Genomic DNA, 25,890 nt, shown 5'->3' on the forward strand with positions numbered 1-25,890 from the left:
GCAAGGGCGAATTACTTCAGGTGATAGGTAAATTCGAGCCCAAAGGATTTCGGATCTCCCGCCACGCGGATGCTGGTATCGACAGAGCGATTGGCACTGACCCAGTAGTACTCGTCGCTGACATTCCTGCCCCACAACAACAGGCTCCAGTTTTCATCCGGTGATACCAGTCCGGCGCGCAGATCAAATACCGTATAGGCATCCACATCGAAGAGAGGAATCTCACCGAAGTTACTGTTGGTGTCGCTCTGGTGGGAAAGATTACCGCCCACAAATGCACGGTAGCCGCTGGAAAACTGCCAGTCGTATTGAAGGTCCAGATTGGCGCTCAGCTCCGGTGTGTTGGGGAAGGCTTCGCCGTCAAAATCACCAAGTTGTCCCAGGCCATTGTAGCCCTGGTAGTCCTTAAGCTCGGTATCCAGGTAGGTAATATTGGCACCAATCGTCCAGGCCGCGGAGGGCTTCCAGTCGTATTGCAACTCAAGGCCCAGGACCTCCGATTCCGGCACGTTTACCAGGGCTTCGAGTGGACCAAACACAGGCACAGTGACACGGCCGCGAATCTGTTTGTCCTCATAGTCGTAGTAGAACAGCGCGCCGCTCAGCTGCATGCTGTTATCGGCGAGGCTCAACTTGAAGCCCACCTCATAAGCCAGCAGGGATTCCTCGGTCACGGGACGGTACTGATTGGCCTCGGAGGCGGACAGGTTGGGAAAGCTGCCGTTCTTGTAGCCCTGACTGATATTGGCGTAGTACATAGTGTCATTATCAGGCTTCCAGTCCAGCCCCAGGCGCCAGGAAGTATTGCTCTCCTCCAGCGTGTCTTCGACCCGGATGGCCGCAAAGGTGCTCACATCCAGGGTGATGCAACCGCCGACAGGAATCACCGGTGCGCCGCCGAACAGTCCCACATTAAACGCATTGGCCAGTACGCCATCGCCAATGTCCTTGGTGCAGCCATCAAATTCAACCTCTGAGTCGGTGTGGCGTGCGGAGAAGTGTCCCGTCAGGGTATCGGTGACGGAATAGTCCACGGCACCAAAGACCGCCTGGCTGGAAAATTCCTGGTAGGTGTCGTTGTCGGTGGTATTGAAGAAGGCGCTCAGGTCACCGCCGGCTCTGGCTACCAGCGCATAGCCATTGCCGGTGTCGTCGAACAGTAAACGCTCCAGCTGTGAGACCTCACTGTCGTCAGCGTTGAAACCAATCATCCACTGCAATCGTTCCTGTTGCGCCACACCGCTGAGACGCAGTTCGTGGGCATTGGCGGTGATATCGCCAAAGGTGTTGACGGTGAAGTTATTCAGGGAGACGCCGTCGGTGTCGGCCAGGCGGTCCATGTCAAATTGCGAATGGGCGTAGAGGTAAGTCAGAGTTGTGGTATCACTCAGGCTCCAGTCCGCGCGCAGCGACACCTGCTCCATATCACTGTCCTGCCTGGGGTCATTGGGCCCCCAGTCTGCGGCCTGGTTGTCGCCCTTCGCTTGTGGGTAATTTTCCAGGGCACTGACGGTCTGCGCAGGTAAATACAAGCGTGCCAGGGCATCCTGCTGGAAGCTCAGTGTTTGGAACTGGTTGGCGCGCAAATCGGATTTGTCCCGATGCTTGAACCAGGTCAGCGCCAGTTGCAGCTCATCGGTGGCAGCCCAGTTCAGACTCAGCCGTGTACTGGTGCGATCCTTGTCTCCAAGCTCCCGGCTGGAAGTGGTGCTTTCCTGCCAGCCACCACTGTCTTCGCTTTTGAAGGCGATTCGGGCGGACAGACTATCGGACAATGGCCCGCTAAGATGGCCACGAACGGTGCGGTATTCATGGTTGCCGATTCCGGCAGTGATGGCTGCATTCAGCTCCTGCGTCGGTTTGGCGGCAACATAGTTGATGGCGCCGCTGGTGGTGTTTTGCCCGAACAGCGTCCCCTGCGGGCCCTTGAGAACCTCTACCCGTTCCGGATCCAGGCCCACACCGCCGGTCATGATGGGAAAGGGGATGGCGACCTCATCCACATAGACCGCCACATTGGCGCGCGCGCCCAGACTGGCTTCGTTAAACCCGACGCCGCGGATGTAATAAATGGGGGTGCCCTGGTTACTTTCGGAGTAGCGGAAACCCGTGACCACCTTTTGCAGGTCGGCCACGGTTTCTATGCCTTTTTCTTGCATGTCCTGGCCGGATAGCGCGGAAATGGACATGGGCACGTCAGCGATAGACTGCTGGCGTTTCTTCGCCGTGACGATTATCTCCTCAAGAGTGGAGGTTGAGTTAGCCACAGCAGCCGCGGGAAGGGTGCTGATCAGTGCTGCCAACAGCAGCTTGCCGTTGAGTTCCGTGTTCATTGCATGAATCCCTGTGTTTTAAGATGTTATCGTTATATAGTCATCCAGATTATAGGTATCTGGATTAAAGTGAGTATACATACTAAATTGACTGTGTAAATGATGCTGGATGACATTCAATTCGCCGGCAAATGCCAGGCCGGTTGTGCTTCAGAAGCGATATTCCTGTGCGATGTTGTCGAAGCTATGGATATCGGTACTTTTGATAAACCGGCCTCGATATAGCATACTAACCGGTTGTTAGATTCTGGATGTTCGGGACAGTGTTGCAGTGATCAAAATGATGGAGTCCACTTCGCCCAGCAAGGGCGAACGTACCCGCCAGCGTGTATTGACCCAGGCGGCCAGACTGTTTGCCAAGCATGGGTACGACGGCATGAGCATGGACAGGCTGGCCAAGGCTCTGAAGCTCACCAAGGGCGCCCTCTACGCCCACTTCAAGGGTAAGTATGAGATTTATCTGGAGTCCACTATCCGCTATATGGAGGCATTTAACCGCAGCCGACCGGCGCTCGACAGCTCGGCTGATCCCGAGCAAAACCTTGAGGAGTACCTGACCTGGCTGCTCGATACCTTCGAGAAGGACAAAACCTACCGCCTGCTGATGCTGCGCTTGTTTATTGAAGCCGATCCGAAAACCACAAGAGTTGTGGCGGAAGGTGCCCTGGCGCCCCCGGTTGATCATCTGACGGAGCTGATTCACGCTTACAAACCGCGGGTAAACGCACTTGAGTTTGTCTATACCCTGGCAACGGTAGCCATGTTGAATCCCGACATGCGCAAGACGATTTCGGTATTTTCGCCCGATACACAACAGTCGCGCAGCAAAGAGGCGCTACTGCAACACTTGATGGAAATCCTCAGGGCGGCCTAGGCCGTCCTATTGTTCAGTCTCCTGTTATTTCTCACCTTACTGGCCACGCCCCAGGCGTAGATTATTGTTTGCTGGCGAACTTTATTGGCGGGCGCTATTGAACTTGATCCTGTCTGTGCTAGCATACCCAAATAGTATCTAGGTATACTATTATTAAGATTATTATAACGGTGACTTTCGATATAACAATCAGTCATCGGTCAATGAATGCGAAAGCAGGAGAGAATTAAGATGAGTCCTAAATCCCGCGCCCCCTTTTCCGTAAAGAGTTCCCTTGCCGTGTTGGGGGCACTCAATGTACTGCCCCTGTCTCAGGCTGTTGTTGCTGACGAAATTTTCAGAATTGAAGAAATTGTGGTGGTCGCACAAAAACGCGAACAGAGTCTGCAGGAAGTGCCCATTGCGATCGATGCCTTCACCAGTGACGATATCAAAAGCCGGTCCATCGATGGCGCCGCTGATCTGGGTGTACAGTCTCCAAGCTTTGTGTACGGCGAGGTTAACGGTCAGGCGCAGTTGTCTATCCGTGGTGTTGGCTTCGTATTGCTGACTGGCGCGGGGGAAAACTCCGTGGCTGTTCATTCAGACGGCCTGTATCTGGCCAATCCCGGTGCGGTGTCCATGTTGCAGGATGATATTGCCGGGCTGGAACTGCTCAAGGGTCCACAGGGTACGCTCTGGGGGCGCAATGCGACCGCGGGTGTGGTGAACTTTATCACCCATGCTCCGGCCGAAGAAGTGGGTGGACATATCAAGGTGGGTCTCGGTAATTTCGACGCTAAGACCCTGTCGGGCAGCGTGGATCTTCCCATCAGTGAGCGCGTCAAAACACGCTTCAGCCTGCAAAAAACGGAGCGCGACGGCTTTGCGGACAACCACTTCCTGGGCAAGGACATCAACGACCTTGACAAAACCAGTGGTCGTGTCTCTGTGGATATCGATGTCAGTGACGAACTGTTTGCACAGATTCGAGCCTTCAGCAGCAAAGAGGAAATCAACGGTTCACCTCATTTTGACGTACTCTACGACAACGGCGGTTTGATACCGGACTTTACCAATCCGTTTGCGCCACCGACACCAGTACCGAGTGTGTTGGGTGCTCTGGGTATTCCGGACAGCTTCTACGATACGCGACCTTACGACGCCCAAATTGACCAGCCGACTTTCCGCGACAGCAGCCTGTCTGGTGGCTCTCTGCGCTTGACCTACGATTTAAGCGAAAACCTTCGTCTGGTTTCCATTACCGGCATGGTGGACTACGAAAGCGATATCGATGACCAGGATCTGGACGGTACCGCTGCGGATCTTTTGCATCTGAGTCGGGTGCTGGGTGACGAAACCTGGTCCCAGGAGTTTAACCTCTCCGGCGAGCACGGCGATTTGACCTGGTTGCTGGGCGCCTTCTATATGCAGCAGGATATCGAGGTCTTCAGTGGCGTTACCGTACCCTTGTTTTCCGGTGCCACCATGGGTGCCATTGATAACTTTATCTACGATTTTGAAGAAGAGGTGGAAAGCATTGCTGTATTTGCGGATGCTACTTACAGCCTCAACGACAACCTGAACGTCTACGCCGGTATCCGCGCCATGCAGGAAGAGCGGGATTCCCTGATGACGGCCCAGTATTTTGATATTGCCGGTAACAGTGCCAATGCCACGGTTGGTTTGCTGGGCCTGCAGCCCTGTAATCAGGAGGCCAAGAAGCGCGACGATGACGACATCACCGGGCGTCTGGGTTTGCAGTGGATGTTCGGCAGTGATTCCATGGTTTACGCTCAAGTAGCGAGCGGTTTCAAGAGCGGCGGAGCGGCAACGTCATTGTGTGGCAACCTGTTTGAGCCAGAGACCATCGAATCCGCGGAAGTGGGCTTCAAGACCATGTTGATGGATGGCCAGCTGCGACTTAATGGCGCCGCGTTCTTCTACGACTACAGCGATATTCAGGTGGAGGAAACCATCGGCTCGGCGGCGAAAATCAATAACGCCGACGGTGAAATCCTGGGGGCGGAACTGGATCTGTTGTACTACGCCAATCCCAATCTCCAGTTCAACGCCGGTCTGACACTGTTGGATACCGAGTACACAGAGTTTAACAATGTCGATGCCTTTAATGTGGTGGCTGGGCCCCAGGACTTGTCTGGTAACCCGTTACTGCGTTCGCCCGAGTGGCAAGTGGTCGTCGGTGGGCAGTACACCCTGGATCTGAGTGATGGCGCCAGCCTGATGCTGCGCGCCGATATCAATTCCAGCGCTTCTTACCAGCTGCGTGAATTCGATCTCACTCAGGATGAGCAGAACAGCTACACCATGGTCAATGCCTCGCTTACTTATACCACGGCGGAAGAAGACTGGGTGATTCGGGTCTGGGGTAAAAACCTCACCGATGAGGAGGTGCTGATCGGTATTCTTAATTCCTCACCCATCCCGGGTGCCGGTTATGCCAGTGGCTCTTATGGCATGCCTGCCACCTATGGTGCCACGGCGGAATATAATTTCTGACCCATCGCCCTTCAGCGGGCTGCTACAGATTCTGCCAGAGTCCTGTAGCAGCGCGCTCCGAGAGCGACCATATGTGGCACCATCCTTCAGAGACGCTTAATGGCATAGTCGATACTGACCTTCGCATCTTTCGAGAAGGACATATCTCAATCCGGCAGGTAAATAATCTCCCCACTTTCCAGCTGGTAAGCGGTGCCCACTCGTTTGCCATTGCCCTGGCTTGTGCCCGACGCATTCTCGGTCGCCTGGTAACGCAGGATCTGGCCGTCCTTGCGGGTGATGATTTCCATATTGCTTTCGCCGGGGTTCTTTACCACCGTGAACTGCTCCGAAAACAACAGATCTTCGATATCCAGATAGCTGACAATGGCGGCCATCAGCGCGACAGAGAAAACCATGGCGATATCAAACAGACTCGCCACCGAAGCCATGGGGTCGTTGTCAAAGTGTTCCTGCAGGCCCGGATTCTTGCGCCGCTTCATGAGGATGCCGCCCCAAAACGAGTGCCCAGCACACAGTCGAGAATTGCCAACTCACGGCTGATAATCTGGCGCTGCAGCTGAAACAAGACAAACCCAATTGCACCAATGACCAAACCCACCACGGTGGTGGTAAAGGCCACCTGCATCTGGCTGGCCAATTGTTGTACGTCACCGCGTGCGAGACCTTCGAGGGCTGGCCCCATAGGAATCAGTGTGCCCAGCAGTCCGAGAATGGGGCCAAGCTTGGCAAGCCGGTTAAGGGAGCCCAGGCGGCGCTCGCATTGTGACTCATATTCGGCAATCAAGTGAGTGGCGCGGGCGGAGCAATGGGCCTTGTGCAGCTGGCTCAGGCAGCGACTGAAGCTGTTATCGTCAGCGGGTAGCGGAGGCGGGCTTTCGCTGCTGGTGTCGTGCAACCACTGACCAATCGCGTCCAGCTTGCGGCTATCACCACGGTAACGGATAAACAGTTCGCTGGCACGATGCAGACTCTGCACAAACAGGATTAGCAATAGCGCAATGCAGGGGATCAGCAGTCCGGAAGACAGAAAGTTCAGCAGATCAATGGACAGGTTCATGGGTTTGCTCTTGGTTCGGGGAAAGATGACGAAGAAGACGAAACAGTACGTGTGTTGTGAGCAATACGCCCATAACCAAAACAACAACCAGAAGGCTGTCGTGAAGATGGGTCGGGACAATTACCGGCGGCGACTGTGGCCAGCGGCATTGGCTGATCCAGCTGATTAACCAAATGCCGAAGGCGCAGCCGTAGAGGATAAAACCGGGTTGGCGTAGCGTTCTTTGCAGATAAACATGCAACAGTCCCAGTACCACAAGGAATACCAGAAAGACCAACGTTTGCCCTTGAAACGACACGTCCAGCCAGCCGGATTGATAGAGTGACAATTGCAAATAGACAATGGCAAAAACGCCAGAGACGCCGGGGATGCTCCAGCGTTGCCGCAACCTTAACAGCAACCAGCTCTCAAAACAGAGCCAGATGGCCAGGGGTAATTGCAGCGATTGCAATTGCACCTGCCAAACCATAAGGCTCTGCGCGATCAGTGTGGACTCCAAGCCGTAAACCAATAGCGTCGCGGCAACGGCAAGCCCAATCCGCACTGCCCACGGAGTGCTGACCCAGAGCGCCAGCCACAGGTTAAGGCTCAGCAGCGACGCAACCAGCACAAACCATTCAAGCGGAAGCATATCGCCTTCTCTGCAAGACCACGAAGGCCGCCGCCATTATCAGCATCAATGCTGCCGCCAACGACCAGGAAGGCAGAGTCGGAGAGGCATTGTTGTCAAGGTTATTGCCGACGTTGGTTAAATTGTCCGGTTGCGGCTCACTTGGTTCTGTGTTCGGACGACTTATAGCATCGGCGTTCTGTTTCGTCGGAGTCTGGCGACTCTGCTCCTCCAGCACAATCGCGCCGGATCTGTCACCGCTACCTTCGGCCCGATTCAGCACAGTATTGAAGTCCGATTGCAGTGCAGCTTGCAGCTGCTGGCTGATAAACTCGCGCAGTTTGGGGTTGCCACAAGTGAATTTGCCGCAACCTGCGTCGTGTTCAACCACCAGTTGGGCATGCAGGGTGGCCACGGCCCGCAGTTGTTCAGCGTCTGCCTGCCAAAATCCTTTACGCGCGGCTTCCAGCATAACGCCGCTTATTTCCTGTAGGGCATAAGGATTTTTGTCGCCGAAGAATTTGTCCAGTTGGAGCTGATGTTTGTCCACCACGTAGACATCAAAAAGCTGATTCCAGGCCTCTGTGCTGATCGCCTCGGGACGCATGGCGTTCCAGCCGAAGGTGTTGCGGAAGGTCTCGGCAAAAACCTCGGCGCTGCTGGCGCCACCTTCAGAGATAAGGCCTTCGATAAACAGCGGGTTGAGTAGAGTGGTACGCATCTCCAGCCAGATGGTTTCTTCCAGCCCGGTGAGTTTGGCCTTGGCACTGTTCCGATAGTCGCTAAAGTACGCATCCGGTGTGTTGCCGGTCACGGCCTTGACCGCCGTGTTCAATCCGCCCATAAACTCGTACACATGATCCAGACTCAGCGCTCCCCAGGTGTTGCTGCTGCGCGGTTGCACAATCGCCTCGGTATCCAGCAGAGCCGCCTGAAACAAGTGTGGACTAAACTCTCCCCAGGAACCGGAGTCGCCGTAGACCGCACCCATATTGTTCAGATATTGCCGGGCAATGGCTTGCTGATCCTCCCAGCGATCGCCACTTTCCACCAGTTCCATAATGCCGGTGCCGTAGGCATTGTTGACCCCACCAAAACTGCGTCGCATGGACAGTTGCTTTGCCTGCAGTGGCGGTAAGCCCTTGTCCAAAAGAAATTGCTCGGCCTTGCGGACGCCCTGGCTGACGAAGTTTTCATTGCTGTCTCCGCCGGGATCGGTGGCTGCCAGCTGTACGGCTTCCTCGATCAGCGCCAGCCGAGAGGCGGCCAGGTCTCTTAACTGCCCGGCACTCTGCACCACAACATCGACACGGGGGCGGCCAAGTTTTTCCTGGGGAATTAGGCGTAATGTCTGGATACGCCCAAACGGGTCGCGCACCGGCTCCACACCCAACAGATACAAAACCTGAGCGATGGTGGCTCCCTGGCTGTGAATAAAACTGCTGGGCCAAAGCGTAAAGGCGACCTTTTTCGGGTAGCGGCCATGGGTTTGCAGATGATTTTGCAGCAAGGCCTCGGCCAGCTCCACACCCACTTTCCAGGCAGCTGCAGACGGTGTCTTTTCGGCGTCGATAGAGTACATGTTGCGCCCGGTGGGTAAGGCCAGCGGATTCAAAATCGGGTCGCCGCCGGTGGCGGGTGACACGTATCCGCCGTCCAGTGCATTCAGCAGGGAGGCGTGTTCAAACTCAGCGGCATTGGCGAGGTGTCCGCGCGCATCACCGATGGCATCCAATTGCGTTCGCAGCGAGCCAAGCGTTCGGGATAAATCCGCGTAGTGGGTCATCACCTGTTGATGGTGGTGACGCAGGGGCTCTGTTGCTGTCGTCAGCTCATTCATCACTGTCTCAACAGATATGGACTCGGGCAACGCCGCGGCAATGGATGAGCGAATATGGTCGTCTTTTAAAAAGCGTTCATTGAAGCGCTGGCGTGTTTCCATCAACTGCTTTTGTTGGTCCCAGTGCAGCTGCGCAAACGCTTCCCGACTCAGGCCCAACCTCAGGCTATCAATCTGGCCGCCGGCCGCGTCTTGCAGTTGTTCCAGGTGTTGTGCTTCCGCTTTGCGGAGTTGCTGTTCGAAATCTGCCGAATCCATCCAGGCAAACACCTGTTGTCTGACGGACTTGTCCTGCATCTCTGTGACCAATTGCAAGACATCCGGATTCTGCAGTTGTTCCAAAGCACGGCCGATAGCCGGTATCACCTTGGCCAGCACTTGGGCTTTGGCGGCGGCTTCCGGGTCCAGTACCTTGCTGACGTGGGAGAAAGCCTTGTCACTTTGCAGCCCGCCGATAAACTCGCGGGCCTTGGCGTCGGCCATGACCCTGGCGGTCAATTGCTGCAGCTGACGGGTATCCAGATTTTCTATTGAGGCCGTTTTCGGTGCCGAGGATTTAGCGCCCAGTGCGATAAACCCGCGCACAATATCCATATCGGAGACACTGGGGTTTTCCCGTTTCCAGCGCTCAATATCCGCCAGCCGTTGTGACCCAAACAATGTCTCCAGGAGTTGCCGTGTGGACTGCCCCTGCAGGCGCCGGTCGATCCACGCACGGGTATCGAACCCTTCATAGTTGACGTCTCGTCCCAGCGCCCGTTGCAGTTGCGCCATATCGGCCAATTGATACTTGAGGGTGTCGGCAAACATCAATTCGACGGTGTTGTCCAATTGCTGTGATTGGTAGGCTTTCCCGAGGGTGTAAAGTCCCTCGGTTATTTTTTCCGCCGCGACGGTTTCAAACCATTGAGCCAGGGGCTGGGCAACAGTGATTTCCCAATTGTTGGTGTCCTGGAGTTGCGCCTGGCCAAGCTGCAGGTCTTCGTGCAGACCCAGCGCCAATACCTGCTTGTTGATCTCCTCGCGCATCCGGGCCTGAACGGCACCCTCGGCCAGGTAGTAGTTGCCCAGCTGTTCGGCCAGGGGTTTCAGGTCACCTTTAAGACCTGCTTCGCTAAACGGCGGCGTCAGGTGATTAATAATGGTGGCGTAACTGCGGCGTTTGGCAATAATCGCTTCGCCAACGTTGGACATGGTGTAGATGTAGAAGTGCGGCATACCGCCCAGCATGGCATCAGCCCAGTCCCGTTCGGACAGCGCCACTTGTTTTTTCGGTGTAAATTCGAGGCTGCCGTGGGTTCCGAAGTGAATAACCGCATCGGCCGCGAAGGTGTGGCGTAACCAGAAATAGGCGGCCAGGTAGGTATGGGGTGGCGCCTTATCGGTGCCGTGCACCAGTTTAAAGGTGTTGTCACCCAAACCGGGCAGGGGCTGGGGTAGTATGGCGATATTGCCGAATTGCAATCTGGCCACGGCAATACCTTTATCCGGTTTAACCAGAAAGTTACCTGGCGCTTCTCCGTATAGTGCTTCGACCTGTTGGCAAAGATCGTCAGCCAGTTCGGTGCAATGTTGTTTGTATTGAGCAGATGACAAGAAGGCTGGATTGCCCTCAGTTAAGAACTCTTCACTTTGGCCCATGGCATCAGGTGTCATCACGGTTCCCTGACGATCCAGCTGCCGTTTAAATTCTGAAAAAGTACTCGGTAGACCGCCAACATCGTAACCATGAGACTCCAACGTCCGCAGAGTGTTGTAAAGACTTGGCGCCACTTCCATATTGCCGGCCACCAGAGCGTTTTTGCCAGGTCCTCGAAAATACACAATCGCGATTTTCTTGTCGGCGTTATCCTGATGGCGCAGTTTCAGATGGGACTTAAGCAGGCTCACAAATTGATCCAAACGATGCTCCACCGGCTTGAAAATCGAATGACCGTTTTCGTCTTTGAACTGGGCATTGATCACATAGGGAGCAATGGCGCCGTCCAGCTCCGGCAACACCACATTCATACTTAACAGGGCACCGTGGTAACCCTGGGGATTCTGCAACCATTGGTCGTGGTCTTCAAAAACCGACAACGGCGACAACAATGGAATATTACGCTCCTGTAACCACCTTACCGCTTCTTTTGAATCGCCCACGTGCAGTCGGCCGTGAGGCATCATCACCACCGCATCCGGTTCGATCTCACGCATAAACGCCAGTCGGCGGCTGTTGCTGGCGATGGGGTAGACTCTCAGGTTCTCCTGTTCCAGACGTTTGATCAGTGCATCGATATGGTCGCGGTTTGAATTAAAAGGCCCGGGCACGGAGGTGATCAGCGCGATCTTTGGGGCGCTGCCGTCATAGCCTTCAAGCGCTTCATAGTATTGCTGAAAATCGCGAACGTTTTCGAAAATGGCCTCGCTGGCCAGATGGAAGAGCACATCGTTGCCAATCTCCACAGGTGCTTCAGGTTCCAGCACGTCATAGAGTTTGGCATCAATGTGTTTTCGGAAATAGCGCAACAGATTCAGGTAATTCTGCGCGCCGGCATTGTCCATATAAGCCTGCACTGCCTGTTGATGAACATCCGGTACGCTATTGATCGCATGCGCCGGATTCATGGCACTGTCCACAATCACGGTACGGCTGCTGGCCACGCGCTTCAGTTGTGCCAGCTCTTCGTCGTTCAGTTTAAGGCCCCGACCAAACACCAATACCACATCGTATTGGTGCAGTTGGCTTAAGTCCTTATGGTCAAACGACTCCACCTTGACCCACCCCGCCTCTTTGGCGGCGGTAAACTTGGCGACCTGAAAATCGCGGTAATTCACCAGTGCCACCCGAGTTGGGCCAAAATAGTTTGCATAGGCCCAATAAGTCGTGGCCACCATCAACACCAGGTACGCCGCCAGGGCGTACCGGTTCAGCAATGCATGTTTCATGGATTAAAAACTGTAGGAGAGATTCACAGAAAAGTTGCGACCGGGCTGTGCCTTGGCATCGAGATCGCCGTTGGCATTATCGCCTTTGGCGTGAGCGCCCCAGAACTTTTTGTCGAACAGGTTATAAACCGTAGCATCAACCCGCAACTTGGGATTGGGGTTCCAGACCAGTGTCAGGTCGTGAACGCTGTAGCCTGGAGGCTCAAATGCGGGTAGGGGCTGACCCCGTTGAACCAGAGGCTCGGCGTCGTCGGCGCTGGCAACGGCACGCAGATACCAACTGATTCCCAGGGTGGCATCGGGATTGTTCAGATCCAGTCCGAATGTCAAGGTATCCGGTCCGACGCTGTTCAGGCCAAGGCCGGTCTCTTCATTCTCGGCCTCAATGACGTTAGCCGTTAAATTCAGGTGCGCTTGCCAGGGCAGTTCCAGCCATTGATTCAAGTGCAGACGGGATTTAAATTCAAACCCTTTGATTTCCACTTCATCCACGTTCATATACTGAATCTGGCGAATGGCGGTGGGGCCCACGAATATGGGCGCCAGCTCGCGGTAACCAATGGTGCGGCTGTCGATAAAGTCCTCGTAGGTGGTGCGGTAGTGGGCGAGGCTGGCGCTAAGTACGCGGCTGTTCCAGCGCCAGCCCAGTTCGAAACCCTTGCTGGTTTCGGGGCCGAGGTCGCTGTTGGGCAGCACTTCGTGAGGCACACCGGGCACCGGTATCAGAATGGCGCGGCTGATAAATTGGTCATCCACCGGCGGTGCGCGAAATCCCGTCTGGTAACTGGCATACAGCTGCTGTTCGCGAGTCAGTTGATAGGTCATGCCGACATTCGGTGACCAGCGATCATCGGAACGGGACTCAACGTCGGTACCAGAGGGATTAAAGTTGTCGTAAGCGGCATCTGCGTTCGGCGAACTGCGAAAAGAGTCATAGCGGATGCCCATGATCAGATCGAGTTTGTCGGATAACACCCACTGATCCTGCAGATACAATCCCCACTGTTCGATGTCTGTATCCGGAAAGGACTTGCCAGGGTAGGTAACACCGGCGCCGGATTTGCTGACAGTGCCATTGATCTCATCGACAATGGTTCTGTCCACCGGGCGGGTAAAGGATTTATGCAGCAGGTCCACGCCGGCAACGGTGGTGTGGTCTCCCCACTGGCGCTCTCCGCGCAGCGAAAAGCTCCACTGTTGTTGCTCAAATTGTTCGTGCTCCAGGGTGCGTTGGGCGCTGGCTGGTATTGGCGGGAAGTTGCTGCCTGGATTCTGTTGCAATTCGTCTTCGTGTTGCTCGTAATCTGATTCCTGATAGTCCAGCTGCCAGTGCAGTAAATCCAACCCCAGGGTCTGCTGCAGGGTATTGTGGACACCCAAATGCCAGCGGTGGGATTCGTCGCTGGCGACACTGCTGGTAATCGCGGTTCCGGGTGGGCCCGCGACCGGGCCAATATTGGTGTTAAGGGTATTGTCGACGTCCTGCTTCCAGTAGTCGCCAATAAAGTCCCAGTGGCCAAGCGTCTCGCTATCGAATGACCATTTCGCCAGCACCGAATTCACGTCACCGTCTTTGGGGTTGGGATCAAAGCTGCTGTTGATGTCCCGCTCGGAGAAACCCTGGTGGTCGAGCTGGATCAACCCGTAACCCGCACCCAGCTTGGAGGCGGCGACAAAACTGGTGTGGTAGCGCTCGTCAACGCTGGCATAACCCGCACCAATGCGGCTATGGCTGGTGGAGCCAGAGCTGGTGGCCAGGCGTTCAGGGTCCAGTGTTTCCAGCAAGACCACTCCGCCGATGGCATCACTGCCGTAGAGCGCGGAGGAGGGCCCTTTGAGCAATTCCACCCGCTCCAGGTTAAAAGCATTAAAGCTGCCGCGCCCCTGATCCACGCCAGCGGAACCAAAGCCCGAGGGCATGCGAGCGCCGTCTTGCAGAATCACTACCCGGTTGCCGCCAATGCCACGAATATTGATGCTGGCGTCGCCATGACGATCGCCGGACTTTTCCACCTGTACCCCCGGCTCGTAGCGGAACAGGTCAGCCAGGGTGTAGGGCTGCAGTTTGTCCAGCAGCTCCTTGCTGATCACACCCACGGATGCCGCAATGTCGTTGATATCCCGTTCGCTGCGGTGTGCCGTTACATGCAGTGTTTCCAGGCCTTCGGGCGATTCAATGGTGGGCTGTTGCGCTTGCGCGGGAAGCCAGAGGGCGGCGGTTATTGCACCCGCCAGGGTATTGAGGATCAGCTGGCCTTTGGCCTGAGTTGAGTGAAATCTGCACATAATGACTCCGAATTTAGCAACCGGTTTGAATTTTGAGGAATGTTATAACATAACATTTAAAATGGAAAGCCGCTCAGAATCCACAGAAATGAGTTACAGCCCATCCTGCCTGGCGATCGTCCTCAATATCTGCTGAAACTTGCCGACCGCCTCGGAGGCGATAACGTCAGAGCGAGTTGTAAATCCCACCGGTATCCGAGTATTGGGTCCCGCGGTGCTCAAGACCTTAAACACGCCCTGTTCCACTTCCTGTTTAAAGGCAGCCATCGGCGGGATGCAGATCAAACCTTGCACCTCTTTAAGCAGTGATCGGGCGGTCAACATGGAAGAGCATTCAATAACATTGGTGGGCAAGGGCAGGTCAAGGTCGAAAAACATCTGGTCAAACTTGCGTCGCATCAAGGCATTGGGGAGTGGTACCAGCCAGATAAAATCGAGAAGCTCCGTGAGTTCCAATTTCTCGGTTGTCGATGCCGGGTGATCGTGATGAACCAACAGGCAATTCGGGTCGAAAAATACGGTTTCCTGAATCAGCGGAGGGTGTTTGCCTTCGTCAAACAAGCGACCAAAGATAAGGTCGTATTCCGCTTTCAACAAGCCGTTTATAGCGTCAACATCGGCGACAAAATGCATACGTACCGTGGTGGCGGGAAACCGGCTTTTGAATTCGGCGATGGTGCGGGCCATCAGCGAATCCCAGACATGGCCACAGGCAATGACGAGGTGTCCGGCATCCGGTGACGACAATCGTACCAGCTCTTCCGCCGCTTGTTTGTACTGATTCTTCAGCAGTTTGCAGTGCCGATAAAATACATCGCCCTCGGGTGTAGGGGTGACTCCGCGAGGCAAGCGCACGAACAGTTTCATCTGCAGTGCATCTTCCATTTCGGTCAGACTCTTGGATAAGGTGGATTGGGTCAGTGCGATCTGCTCTGCCGCCGCGCTGATATTGCGACATTCATAGATGGCCATAAATACCAGCAGCTGTTTCTGACGTATACGGGTGGCGAGTGCCTTGATGGTGTTGTCGATATTCATGGTATTGGTGGGCTCAAATCGTGGAGCTATGGGGATATTGCCATGAGTAAACGGTATTCTCTACTGCTCTGGAAGATAGTCCCCGCAACTTGCAAAGGGCTGTCTTAAGGGAGAAGCCCGCGATACGGGCCCGTGAACACACTCTGTTGATTTACTCCATATCCAACTTGAACAACTCGATGGCATTCTCACGACCAATCTGTCGGCGCTCGGCATCGTTGATCAAAGTCGTGTTGTCGAACCAGTTGGCGGCATCGTCCATCCGTTCAAACGGATAATCTGTACAAAAGCAAATACGATCCTTGCCCACCGTCTCCAGCGCACAGCGAAAACTGGCATCGCTAAAGTTACCGCTGGTGGTAATGTAGAAATGCTCGCGGAAGTAATCACCGAGCAGCTTCTTGCCACGATAGCCGCGGGTGGAGAAACGCATACGCGCATCCATGCGCCAAAGGTTGTAGGGGATAAATTCGCCCAGATGACCGATTACGATTTTGAGATTGTTAAAATCCTCAAACAAACCGGAACCGCAAAGGCGCAGGGCATGGGTCGCGGTTTCTACCGAGAAGCCCCAGGGGGAACTACGCAACCAGGGGTGGTCTTCCAGATTCTTTGACTGCGAGGGCAATCCCATGCGTGGGTGCAAATAGAAAGGCACATCCAGATCGGAGACGGTGGCCCAGAAGTCACGGTATTCGTCAATGTCGTAGTAAATCGCGGAATCTTCTTCGCCGCGCTGGGTAAAGCCGTTGACCAGTGCACCTTTAAAACCTAACTCTTTCACGCAGCGCTTGAGTTCCTCTGAGGCTGCCTGCGGGTCCTGCATGGGTAGTGCTGCCAGACCGGCGTAGCGACTGGGGTGGCGCTTAACGGCATCGGCAATGGTGTCGTTGGCTTTACGGGCGATTTCAATCGCCTGGTCAGTATCGAGGATGGACTGCACCGCCGGTGCGTTCAGGGACAGGATGGCCAGTTCGATGCCGGTGCGGTCCATAGCGGCCAGGCGCATATCGTCCAGGTCGAGGATTTCCTCAGTAAATTCATCAAAACGTCCGGACTCTCCGGCGAAGTCTTTGGTTTCCGCGGTGGTTTCGAGGATCGCCATATGCTCTTCGAATACGATCTTGCCCTTCATTACAGTCTCCTGTGGTTACCCATTCAATTTGGTTGCTGGATGCCCTCTAGGTTCGCATCAGCGGGCGCGAGATAAAAACAACTTTCTTACATAGAGATATGGGGGAAAAGGAATGGCTGGTCTGGCGAATAGTTACCCATCCTCGGTTCAATTTGGTGCAGGGTGGCGTTCAGCGGCAGAAATCCTGAAATGTAGTACAGGCTGGCCTAAGTTGACCTTTCTATTTAGGTATTAATCCGGTTTTCATTAAAAATGTACTACAATAATTGACGAATATATGGGTTTTTGATAATTTGCCTAAAGATTGTTCTACAATTTTGGGTGGGGCAGTCAAAAATACCAAGTTTTTCTGGAGAGTGAGATGAGTACAAAGATAACCAAGGGGGCTCTCAGCAGCAGCGTTCTGCTCTGCGCCCTGGGAGCTGGCCTGGCCATGCCCCAACTCGCTGCCGCTGAGGGTCTGATGCTGGAAGAGGTAGTGGTCACCGCGACAAAACGTGCTGAGTCCTTGCAGGATGTGGGTGTATCCGTTAACGCCTTTTCTGCCGAAGCCCTCGAACGTGCTGCGGTGCAAAACTCCGATGAGGTACTGTTAAAGGTGCCCAATCTGGAGATTCAATCCAACAACGCGTCGACCAACGCCAATATCTACCTGCGTGGTATGGGCACTTCTGGCCCCGGATTTAATACGGTCAGCGGAGTGGGCATCTATTCTGATGAAGTGTCCCTGAATTCTCCGGTCGTCAATATTCTGCAGGTGTACGATCTGGAACGTGTGGAGGTACTGCGTGGTCCTCAAAATACACTTTATGGCCGTAACACCACTGGCGGCGCAGTTAACTTTATTTCCCGAAAGCCGGAAATTGGTGGTGAGCTTAACGGCTATGCCAAGGTGAACTATGGCAAGTACGAGCAAATGGATATTGAAGGTGCGGTGGGTGCACCGATCGGTGAAAACGCCGCTTTCCGTATTGCCGGGCAGGCCCAGAGTCGTGACGGATACAACGAAAATCCGTTCCTGGGCGGCGACGATACTGAACGTGAGAAGTATGCTGTGCGCGCTCAATTGGCCTACGAGCCATCAGAAAATGTCGCCATTTTGCTGAAGGCTCATGCGGAAAAGGTTCGCGATACCAATGTGCGTTGGAAAAGCATCGGCGTGCGAGACCCCAATGATCCCTCTCAGCCCTGTCCCAATGCGATCAAACTGGGTGGTAACTGCGTAGACAGAAACGGTTTCCGCGATACCGATGACAACGACAAGAACTTCGCCAATCTGGTCGATCCCGCCAACAACGTGGATGCCGGTGGTGCTTCCGTACATGTAACGGTGGACCTGGATAACGGCATGACGCTTACTTCTATCACCGCTTACGAGCAGAATGAGTACGAAAATCAGGAAGACTCTGACGCTTCTCCGGCAACGATTTTTCACTTTAATCAGGTGAGTGAAGCGGATCAGGTAACCCAAGAGCTGCGTCTGGCGTCCTCTCCGGATAACGACCTGCGCTGGATTGCCGGCCTCTACGGCTTTTGGGAAGAAACCCAAGGCGATACCGGTCCCATTTTTGCGGGCATGAATATGGTTAACATGACTCGCCTGGATCTGGAAACTGAAGTCTATTCCGCCTACGGCGAGATTGAATACGATGTGTCTGATGAGCTGACGGTAATAGGCGGCCTGCGTTACACCGCCGAAGAAAAAACCGGCACCAACCAGACGGCAGTGCGCTTCTTTTCTGAAGTGGGTGAGTTCCTGACGCCGGAAGACGGGCAGGACACTATGGACTACGACACACTGACGGCGATTCCCTATGCCATGGGCATGGACTTTAATTCCGAACTGGATGCAAAGTGGGAAGAGTGGGGTGCAAAGATCGGAGTGGAGTATGTGCTCAACGAAGATGTGATGCTTTACGGTAATATTTCCCGTGGCTTTAAAGGCGGTAACTTTTCTGCAGCACCCCTACAGGCGATTGCCGGAACTGCCGACACACCGGTGGACCCAGAGATTGTGTTGTCCTATGAGGCCGGTGCCAAAGCCACCTTGGCAGACGGCGCGGCAACCCTGAACTTTGCGGTGTTCTTCAGTGACTACACCGACCAGCAGGTACTGCGGCTGACCAACAGCCCGGGCTTTGGTTTGGCAGCTGCACTGGTCAATATCGGTGGCTCCGAGATTTATGGCGCCGAGATGGATCTGCAATGGGTGGTCAGCGAGGGTTTGTTTGTGGATGCCGGCCTCGGCCTGCTGCGCTCGGAAATCCAGGAATACGTGGATGACGAAGGCAACGACTTTGCCGGCAATGAACTGACCAACGCACCGGAGCTGACAGCTTCCTTGTCTATGCGCAAAGAGTGGGAATTGGATAACGGCCACCTGTTCAGTATCGGTGGTGATGTGCGTTATTCCGCCGAACGGCAGTTCAACCTTAACAACAGTGATCTGCTTAACGACGATTCTTATGCGCGGCTGAATCTGCAGGCTATGTATGAGTTTGGTGAGGAAGGACAGCACCGGGTTCTGGTTTGGGGTAAAAACGTCACCAATGAGCTATGGTTTCGCAATAAGAGCGATTTTAGCAGTCAGGGCTTTATTCAATCGATTGTGTCCGAGCCCGCTACCTATGGTTTGACTTTTAGTACCAAGTTTTAGGTTGTGCTCCTTTCCCGGCTTCGGCCGGGGTTGGTTGGCGGATTACGCCGCTTCGCGGCTCTTGTGCCCCTTGAGGGTAAATCCGCCCTACGGTGAATCAACCAATACGAGATTCATCGCAAGGCTGTATCGACAAAGATTCTCGGCGTTGTCCAGCAGGTTCAAAGACAAATTTCTCAACTGAAAAAGCTAAAGGTAAATTACCGTGACTGCCAAACGACGTCGTAAGCTCGAAAGCCAATCGAAAATCGTTCGGTCTTCAACGCCCGCCGTTGCGTCGATGGTAGCGACAGCGAAGAGTGCGGCTAGTAGCGGCCGAGTATCCGGCCGCACAGGCAAGTGGTCTAAAGACAGTACCCTGTTCGCGGTAATTTCCCTTTGCTTTTTTCTTTCCGGTTTCGCAGCACTGCTATACCAGATGGCCTGGCTGCGTCAGTTATCTATTATCTTTGGCACTTCGCACCTGGCAGTGGCCACGGTATTGGCCGCTTATATGGCGGGGTTGGCCCTCGGTGCCGCTGTCGCCGCACGGTTGGCCCATCGAGTGCGTCGGCCGATTCTGGTTTACGGCGTCCTTGAATGTGTTATCGGTTTGTCTGCAGTTGCAGTACCGGTACTGATGTTACTGGCGCAACAACTCTTTTATGCGGCCTTTGGTGGTCAAGCTCAACCGGCCGCTGCCGAGGGTTGGGGGCAGTCGCTTTATTACCTGTTAGCCAGTCTCCTGGTGTTAATGATTCCCACGGCCTGTATGGGGGCCACCTTGCCTCTGCTGGCCAGTCATGCCATCACAGACAATCGTCTGGTTGGCCCTCGCATTGGTTTTCTCTACGGCATTAACACATTCGGCGCCGTGTTGGGTACTTTGGCGGCGGGCTTTTACCTTGTACCTTATTGGGGACTGAAGGGCACACTGGCTGTGGGGGTGCTGGTCAATCTGTTGGTGTTTGCGGTGGTGGTCTCGTGTTTTCGACGCGGCACTCGACAAGATGACGTTCAGGACCCAACAGACACCGCTGAGTCTGGGGTGATCGCACTGAATCTGGAACCCGCCGAGTGCAATTTGGGCTGGACTCTGCAGAGCTGGATCCTGCCGCTGATGGCGCTATCGGGTGCCGCCTCCTTTACCTACGAAGTCCTCTGGACCCGTTTACTAAACCACGTGTTCGGCGGCACCATCTATGCGTTTGCCATTATGCTGGCCAGTTTTCTGACCGGTATTGCCGTTGGTGGAGCCCTGGCGGGTAAGATGGCCCGCGACTGCCGTGGTTCTCTGTTGTTTATGACGGTCGCGCAACTGGCCATCGCCGGTCTGTCCTGGCTGACGTATCTGGCAATGGAAACCTTAATGCCATCCGGTTCCGGTTTGCTGCAAAAGTCGATGTTTTCCATGATGGTAATGGTGCCGGCCACTCTGTTTATTGGCGCTACCTTTCCACTGGCAGTACGAGTGTTGGCGAACAGCTCCAAAGATAGCCCGCTTGCCTCGGGCCGAGTCTATGCCTGGAACACCTTTGGCGCTATTGCCGGTTCGGTACTGGCCGGCTTTGTGCTCTTACCTGAGTTTGGTTTCGGCGGTTCGTTGAAAGTCGTCGTCAGTCTTAATCTATTGTTAGCGGCCGCAGCCCTGGTGATGTTGTCGCAATCCTATTGGCCGCGCCGGTGTCTGGCTTCGGCGGCGACTCTTTTGCTGTGTATACCCGTGCTGTTGACCATGACCGATCCGGGTCGACCTGACATGGTATTGACCGCGTTGATCAATAAAAAGCAGGGGCTGGGCACGGAGCTTTACTATGCGGTGGGGACCTCATCAACGGTGTTGATGCGAGAAGCAAACGGCACGTTTGAACTCTCTAATGATGGCCTGCCTGAGGCCTCTATTCTTCGCCGGGGGGTCGCACCTTCGCGTCACTCACAAAAGTGGTTGGCAGCGCTGCCGGCCATCGCCCGTCCCGAGGCAGAAAATATGCTGGTGGTCGGCTTTGGTGGTGGTGTCACCCTGGAGGCGGTACCGCCAACGATCACTGATGTGGACGTGATTGAACTAGAGAAGGAAGTCATCACCGCCAATCACGTCGCCAGCCCCTGGCGCGCTGTCGATCCGCTGTCAGATGAGCGCATCAACATCGTTCTCAACGATGCTCGTAATGCCTTGTCATTGTCGTCAAAACGCTACGATATAGTGGTCTCGCAACCGTCTCACCCCTGGACCGGCGGTGCTGCCAATCTCTATACCCGAGAATTTATGCAGTTGGCCAAACAGCGTTTAAAGCCTGATGGTGTGTATTTGCAGTGGATCAACTCCCAGTACATTGATGAGCGCCTGCTGCGGGTGTTGGCCGCAACAACCACCTCAGTGTTCAAAAATGTGCGCTTGTATCAACCCATGCGCGAGGTGCTGATGTTCCTCTGCTCAGACAGTGACATTGATCTGGAACAACAATTACTGAGTCGACGACAGCAGGGTGGAATAGGCTTGGGGCAACATTTTCAACGACTGGGTATCTCCACAGCGGAGGATGTTGCCTCCGCTCTTTGGCTGGATGAAGCGGGGGTCAGGGCGATCGCCGCTGGAGCAGAGGATAATCGCGACAGTCACAATCTGCTGGCCGCCTTTAGCTTGTCGGATGCCAGTGGGCTTAAAGTGAAAGAGTTATCGGCGCTGCTTGCGTCACTTGATCCTCTGCTAAATCGTGACAGCTGGCTGCACCGGCAACTGGGCCAACAGCTGGACTTTATTTATGTGGCTCAACAACTGATTGCGGCCGGCTTTAATGAGCGCGCTTTTCATCTGGCCCGTGCAGTGGCTGACCCGGTGACTCAACGCGTCATTGATAGCCTGGGATTTCGTGCGTTTGGAGAACGGGAGAAAGCCTATGCGGCGTTGGACCAGGCATTGAGTATCACGCCCGAGCATCAGGCTGCGGGCTTTTTGCTGAGCCGCGATTTTTTCCGGCTTTACGCCGAAGGCCGCAGCCCCCAACTGGTCAACGATATGATCGAGAGATTGGCACCCGAGCCTGCGGCCGTGGTTCAAGGTTGGATGCTGGGAGCCCGAGGTGACTGGCAGCGACTTAAATCGCTTGAAACGACGCTGGCGCAGGTGGATATACGCCAGCCCTGGTATCCGGTGGCGACCAAGCTGCGCGTCGATTGGCGTCTGCAGCAGGCCCAACGCAACGGCGATCGCCAGTTGGGGGTGGAAGCGCTGGAGATCGCTGACGACATGCTGGCCTCGTACTGGAACTTCGAGCTGTTTGTGATGCGCGCCGGTGCCGCCTATATTGCACAAAAGCCCTATGAATTTGTGGAATCGGTCTGGGGCGCGACGGAAATTGTACAGCGCAAACTGGACCGGGTCGCCGAGGGTAAATATCGATTGAGTGAACTCGAAGCCAAAACCCTGCGGGGGCGGCTCAGTGGTATGGGACGGCTGTTGGATACCGAGTTCGTCGAACCGCTGCAGCAACGGGACGATGAGGTACTGGCGCGAGTACGTTCGTTGCTGCAGCGACTAAAGGTATAGAGCAAGATCTATTGACCATCAACGAAACAATAAATGGCTGAAGAAGAGAAATCATTCATGCAAAAAACGTTGGCACCAAAACGAATGTATCGATCTGCAGTATCCGGCTTCCTGTTCGCCGGTGTCTTGCTGGGCTTGACGGCTTGCGTTCAACAGGTGGAGCCAGAGGCGGACGCACCAAAAAGTACCGTATCGCAGCGGCCCAATGTACTTCTGATTCTGGCCGATGACTTGGGATACTCCGATATCCAACCTTTTGGCGGTGAAATCCAGACGCCCAACCTCGATCAGTTGGCCCAGTCCGGTCTGGTATTGAGTAACTTTCATGCCCATGCCATGTGCACACCGACCCGCGCCATGCTACTGACCGGTATCAACAACCATGCCGCCGGCATCGGAACCATGGCCGCCGAGCAGAGAGGCGGGCAAAAGGGGGCTCCGGGTTACGAGGCCTATCTGCGCGCAGAGGTTCCCACGATTGCCGATCTGCTCCAGGCCAATGGCTATCGCACCTATATTTCTGGAAAGTGGGACCTGGGCGGGCGCAAGGACCCGGCGTTCCAGCCTCAGAACCGGGGTTTTGACGAAAGTTTTGTGCTGGTGGAAGGCAGCGCAGATCACTTTCGCAACTATCCTGCGCTGGCGGAATTACCCAGCGTCACTTTCCGGCACAACGGCGAGCCGGTGTCATTGCCTGAAGATTTCTATTCCAGCGTGAATTACACCGACCAGATGCTGGGGTTTCTGGAACAACATCAACAACGCCATAACGAACAACCGTTTTTTGCTTATCTCTCCTACACAGCGCCTCACTATCCGCTGCAGGCACCGGATGAGGATATCGCCCGTTATTCCGGCGTCTATGAACAGGGGTACGAATCGATTCGTCACCAGCGCCTGCTGGAAATGAAACGACGGGGAATTGTAGCGAACAACATCGAGGCGGCACCGGGCCACCCGGCCTGGCCAGCGTGGTCTGAACTGAGCGATACACAAAAGGCATTTGAGGTGCGGCGTATGGAGGTCTACGCGGCCATGGTGGAGGTCATGGACCGTCAGATCGGTCGCGTGCTTGAGGCGTTGCGCCGCAGCGGTGAACTCGACAATACCCTGATTGTGTTTATGTCGGATAACGGCGCCGAAGGCGGCAATCCGCTGGACTGGGCGGACTACTATACTCAATGGGCAACGGAGAATTTTGATCTGTCGCTGGAGAATCTGGGGCGGTCCAATTCCTTTGCCTGGACCGGTCCCGGCTGGGCCCAGGTCAGCAGTACGCCCATGGGGTTGTATAAAGGTTTTATGAGTGAAGGGGGCATTCGTGTGCCGGCTATTTTGCACTGGCCGGCCGGCATTCAGCGCAAAGGCGTCAGCGACAGCTACACCCATGTGCTGGATCTGCCGGCGACCATTCTGGATCTGGCAAAAACGAAACATCCGGGTACTCGCGATCAGGGATTTGGGCAGCGCCGGCTGGAAGGTCGCTCGATGAAAGACTTTTTGTCAGCCCGCAATGATACGGTACATCCTTCGGACGATGTGAGCGTTTGGGAAACGCTCGATCGCCGCGCGGTGCGACAAGGCGATTGGAAGCTGGTGTGGGCCAACCAGCCCTGGGGCAAGGGTTTGGGGCAGTGGGCGCTTTACCATCTTGCGGCGGACCCGACGGAGTTGAAAGATGTCAGTGAACAGCATCCTCAAAAGGTCGAAGAATTGCTGTCGCACTGGCGGGACTATGTGGAGCGCAATCAGTTGGTGTTGGTCGAGGAGGGCATTGATATCTTGTGGAGCAATATCCGCACTCACTATAACTGGTCACCCGTGCCCAGCGAAGCTCAACAGCGTGAAGCCTTTGGAGCCGATGCCAATGTGGTTATTGCCTCCCAGAATCAACAATAAGCGGTCGGATGACTATGAACAAGAGCAAGCCCTTTAATATCAATAGTTTTTGGTCGATCGTCGCGGTGGTGATGATGCCGGTGATCGGCGGCGAGATGTTTATCGTGCAGCCGGGTTTTGTACAGGGATTGGTGGAGTACGGCGGTTTTACCGAACAGCAGGCCGGCTTTCTGATGTCAGCAGAGATGACAGGCTTTGCCCTGATAACGGTGGTGTTGATCTATCTGTCCAAACGCATCAATTGGCGTCGTTTTATGGCGGCGGCCATGGCGGTGGCGATGGTGGGTAACCTGGCTTCCATGGCGGTGGATGATGTGACGCTCTATGCGGTGATTCGCTTTGTGGTGGGACTCGCCACGGGTGGCATTGTTTCTTTGGGGTTTACCTCGATTGGGCTGACCGCCAAACCCGATCGCAATTTCGGTTTCGCCATTATGGCGTCAATGATCTATGGCGCTATGGTGATGGCGGCCTTGCCCTGGATTCTCGGTGCCTTGGGTGTTAATGGTTTGCTGCTGGTGTTTGCCGGGTTGGCCGCTGCGGGTCTGACGCTGGTGTTTTATCTGCCGGAGTCTGGTGAAGAACATGTCGAGGTAGAAGCGGACGCGGTAGATCTGTCTTTTTCACACAAATTGATCGCGGTCGTGGCGATGCTTTGCTATTTTCTGGCCCAGGGGGCGGTTTGGGCCTATCTGTTTCTTTTCGGTACCTCGGCGGGCTTAACAGAAACGTCAGTGGCTACTGGTCTAACATTATCGCAGTTTACCGGTATCGCCGGCGCGTTTGCGGCGGTTGTGGTGGGCGCCCGTTTTACCCGTTTACCACCACTGGCGGTGGGAATCGCCGCAGCGGTGATTCCGTTACTGATGTTCCTCTACAGCCCGATTACCGGCTTCAGTTATCTGGTGGCCGTGTTGATTTACAATTTCGGCTTTAACCTGACGCACCCCTATCTGCTGGCCACCATGGCGGCATTTGATCGCCACGGACGGGTGGTGATCTATGCGGTGTCGGCGCAAACTATTGGCTTGGCATTGGGACCTGCGTTGGGGGCCATGCTTATTGATGGCGACGGTTACGCCAATCTGCAGTGGTTCTCGATGGGTTTCTTTACGCTTTGTTTGCTGCTGATTTCTGTGCCGGCGTTGGCTCAGGCGCGTATGGCCAAACAGGTGGCCGTTACAAAGAATGCACTGGCTTAATCAC

Annotated in this window: 14 protein-coding genes; 6 read left to right on the forward strand and 8 right to left on the reverse strand. The window is 54.8% G+C overall.

Annotated features, from left to right (window positions below):
* Positions 1–11: 11 nt before the first annotated feature.
* Positions 12–2,333: a TonB-dependent receptor gene (locus tag HBA55_RS04780; protein ID WP_166987796.1), complete on the reverse strand. Its 2,322-nt coding sequence runs from the start codon at positions 2,331–2,333 to the stop codon at positions 12–14.
* 280 nt (positions 2,334–2,613) lie between these two features.
* On the opposite strand from HBA55_RS04780, the gene HBA55_RS04785 reads away from it, so the two are divergent.
* Together HBA55_RS04785 and HBA55_RS04790 are read left to right on the forward strand one after the other, a co-directional pair.
* Positions 2,614–3,207 carry a TetR/AcrR family transcriptional regulator gene (locus HBA55_RS04785; RefSeq protein ID WP_166987799.1) on the forward strand — a complete coding sequence of 198 codons (594 nt, stop codon included), beginning with the start codon at positions 2,614–2,616 and terminating at the stop codon, positions 3,205–3,207.
* 231 nt (positions 3,208–3,438) lie between these two features.
* On the forward strand, positions 3,439–5,706 hold the full coding sequence (locus HBA55_RS04790) for a TonB-dependent receptor (protein ID WP_166987802.1): 2,268 nt from the start codon (positions 3,439–3,441) through the stop codon (positions 5,704–5,706).
* Positions 5,707–5,852: 146 nt separating this feature from the next.
* Here the strand turns inward: HBA55_RS04790 and HBA55_RS04795 are convergent, their stop codons facing one another.
* The 7 genes from HBA55_RS04795 to HBA55_RS04825 all read right to left on the reverse strand — a co-directional run bounded on the left by HBA55_RS04795 (position 5,853) and on the right by HBA55_RS04825 (position 16,603).
* Positions 5,853–6,188 carry a DUF2149 domain-containing protein gene (locus HBA55_RS04795; protein WP_166987805.1) on the reverse strand — a complete coding sequence of 112 codons (336 nt, stop codon included), beginning with the start codon at positions 6,186–6,188 and terminating at the stop codon, positions 5,853–5,855.
* A complete protein-coding gene (locus HBA55_RS04800) occupies positions 6,185–6,766 on the reverse strand; it encodes a MotA/TolQ/ExbB proton channel family protein (RefSeq protein WP_166987812.1) in 582 nt (193 codons plus the stop codon). The genes HBA55_RS04795 and HBA55_RS04800 overlap by 4 nt, the downstream gene beginning before the upstream one ends.
* Positions 6,750–7,397 (reverse strand): hypothetical protein, encoded by a 648-nt coding sequence (locus tag HBA55_RS04805; protein ID WP_166987817.1) that lies wholly within the window; start codon positions 7,395–7,397, stop codon positions 6,750–6,752. Before HBA55_RS04805 ends, HBA55_RS04800 begins: the two co-directional genes overlap by 17 nt.
* Complete coding sequence (locus HBA55_RS04810; RefSeq protein WP_166987822.1) at positions 7,384–12,144, reverse strand: cobaltochelatase subunit CobN; 4,761 nt, start codon at positions 12,142–12,144, stop codon at positions 7,384–7,386. Before HBA55_RS04810 ends, HBA55_RS04805 begins: the two co-directional genes overlap by 14 nt.
* A gap of 3 nt (positions 12,145–12,147) precedes the next feature.
* On the reverse strand, positions 12,148–14,430 hold the full coding sequence (locus HBA55_RS04815; protein ID WP_166987828.1) for a TonB-dependent hemoglobin/transferrin/lactoferrin family receptor: 2,283 nt from the start codon (positions 14,428–14,430) through the stop codon (positions 12,148–12,150).
* Between the two features lie 93 nt (positions 14,431–14,523).
* A complete protein-coding gene (locus HBA55_RS04820) occupies positions 14,524–15,468 on the reverse strand; it encodes a LysR family transcriptional regulator (RefSeq protein WP_166987833.1) in 945 nt (314 codons plus the stop codon).
* Positions 15,469–15,619: 151 nt separating this feature from the next.
* Positions 15,620–16,603 carry an amidohydrolase family protein gene (locus HBA55_RS04825; RefSeq protein ID WP_166987837.1) on the reverse strand — a complete coding sequence of 328 codons (984 nt, stop codon included), beginning with the start codon at positions 16,601–16,603 and terminating at the stop codon, positions 15,620–15,622.
* Positions 16,604–16,964: 361 nt separating this feature from the next.
* Here HBA55_RS04825 and HBA55_RS04830 point away from each other — a divergent pair, with 361 nt between their 5' ends.
* The 4 genes from HBA55_RS04830 to HBA55_RS04845 all read left to right on the forward strand — a co-directional run bounded on the left by HBA55_RS04830 (position 16,965) and on the right by HBA55_RS04845 (position 25,886).
* The gene (locus tag HBA55_RS04830; protein WP_166987841.1) at positions 16,965–19,259 is read left to right on the forward strand and encodes a TonB-dependent receptor; all 2,295 of its coding nucleotides are present in this window, start codon (positions 16,965–16,967) and stop codon (positions 19,257–19,259) included.
* A gap of 205 nt (positions 19,260–19,464) precedes the next feature.
* Complete coding sequence (locus HBA55_RS04835) at positions 19,465–22,785, forward strand: fused MFS/spermidine synthase (RefSeq protein ID WP_166987846.1); 3,321 nt, start codon at positions 19,465–19,467, stop codon at positions 22,783–22,785.
* 57 nt (positions 22,786–22,842) lie between these two features.
* Positions 22,843–24,684 carry an arylsulfatase gene (locus tag HBA55_RS04840; protein WP_166987851.1) on the forward strand — a complete coding sequence of 614 codons (1,842 nt, stop codon included), beginning with the start codon at positions 22,843–22,845 and terminating at the stop codon, positions 24,682–24,684.
* A 14-nt stretch (positions 24,685–24,698) separates the two neighbouring features.
* Positions 24,699–25,886, forward strand: coding sequence for an MFS transporter (locus HBA55_RS04845; RefSeq protein ID WP_166987854.1), 1,188 nt, complete (start codon positions 24,699–24,701; stop codon positions 25,884–25,886).
* Positions 25,887–25,890 lie beyond the last annotated feature (4 nt).

It is taken from the genome of Pseudomaricurvus alkylphenolicus, assembly GCF_011683955.1.
GTDB classification, from domain to species: Bacteria; Pseudomonadota; Gammaproteobacteria; order Pseudomonadales; family Cellvibrionaceae; genus Pseudomaricurvus; species Pseudomaricurvus alkylphenolicus.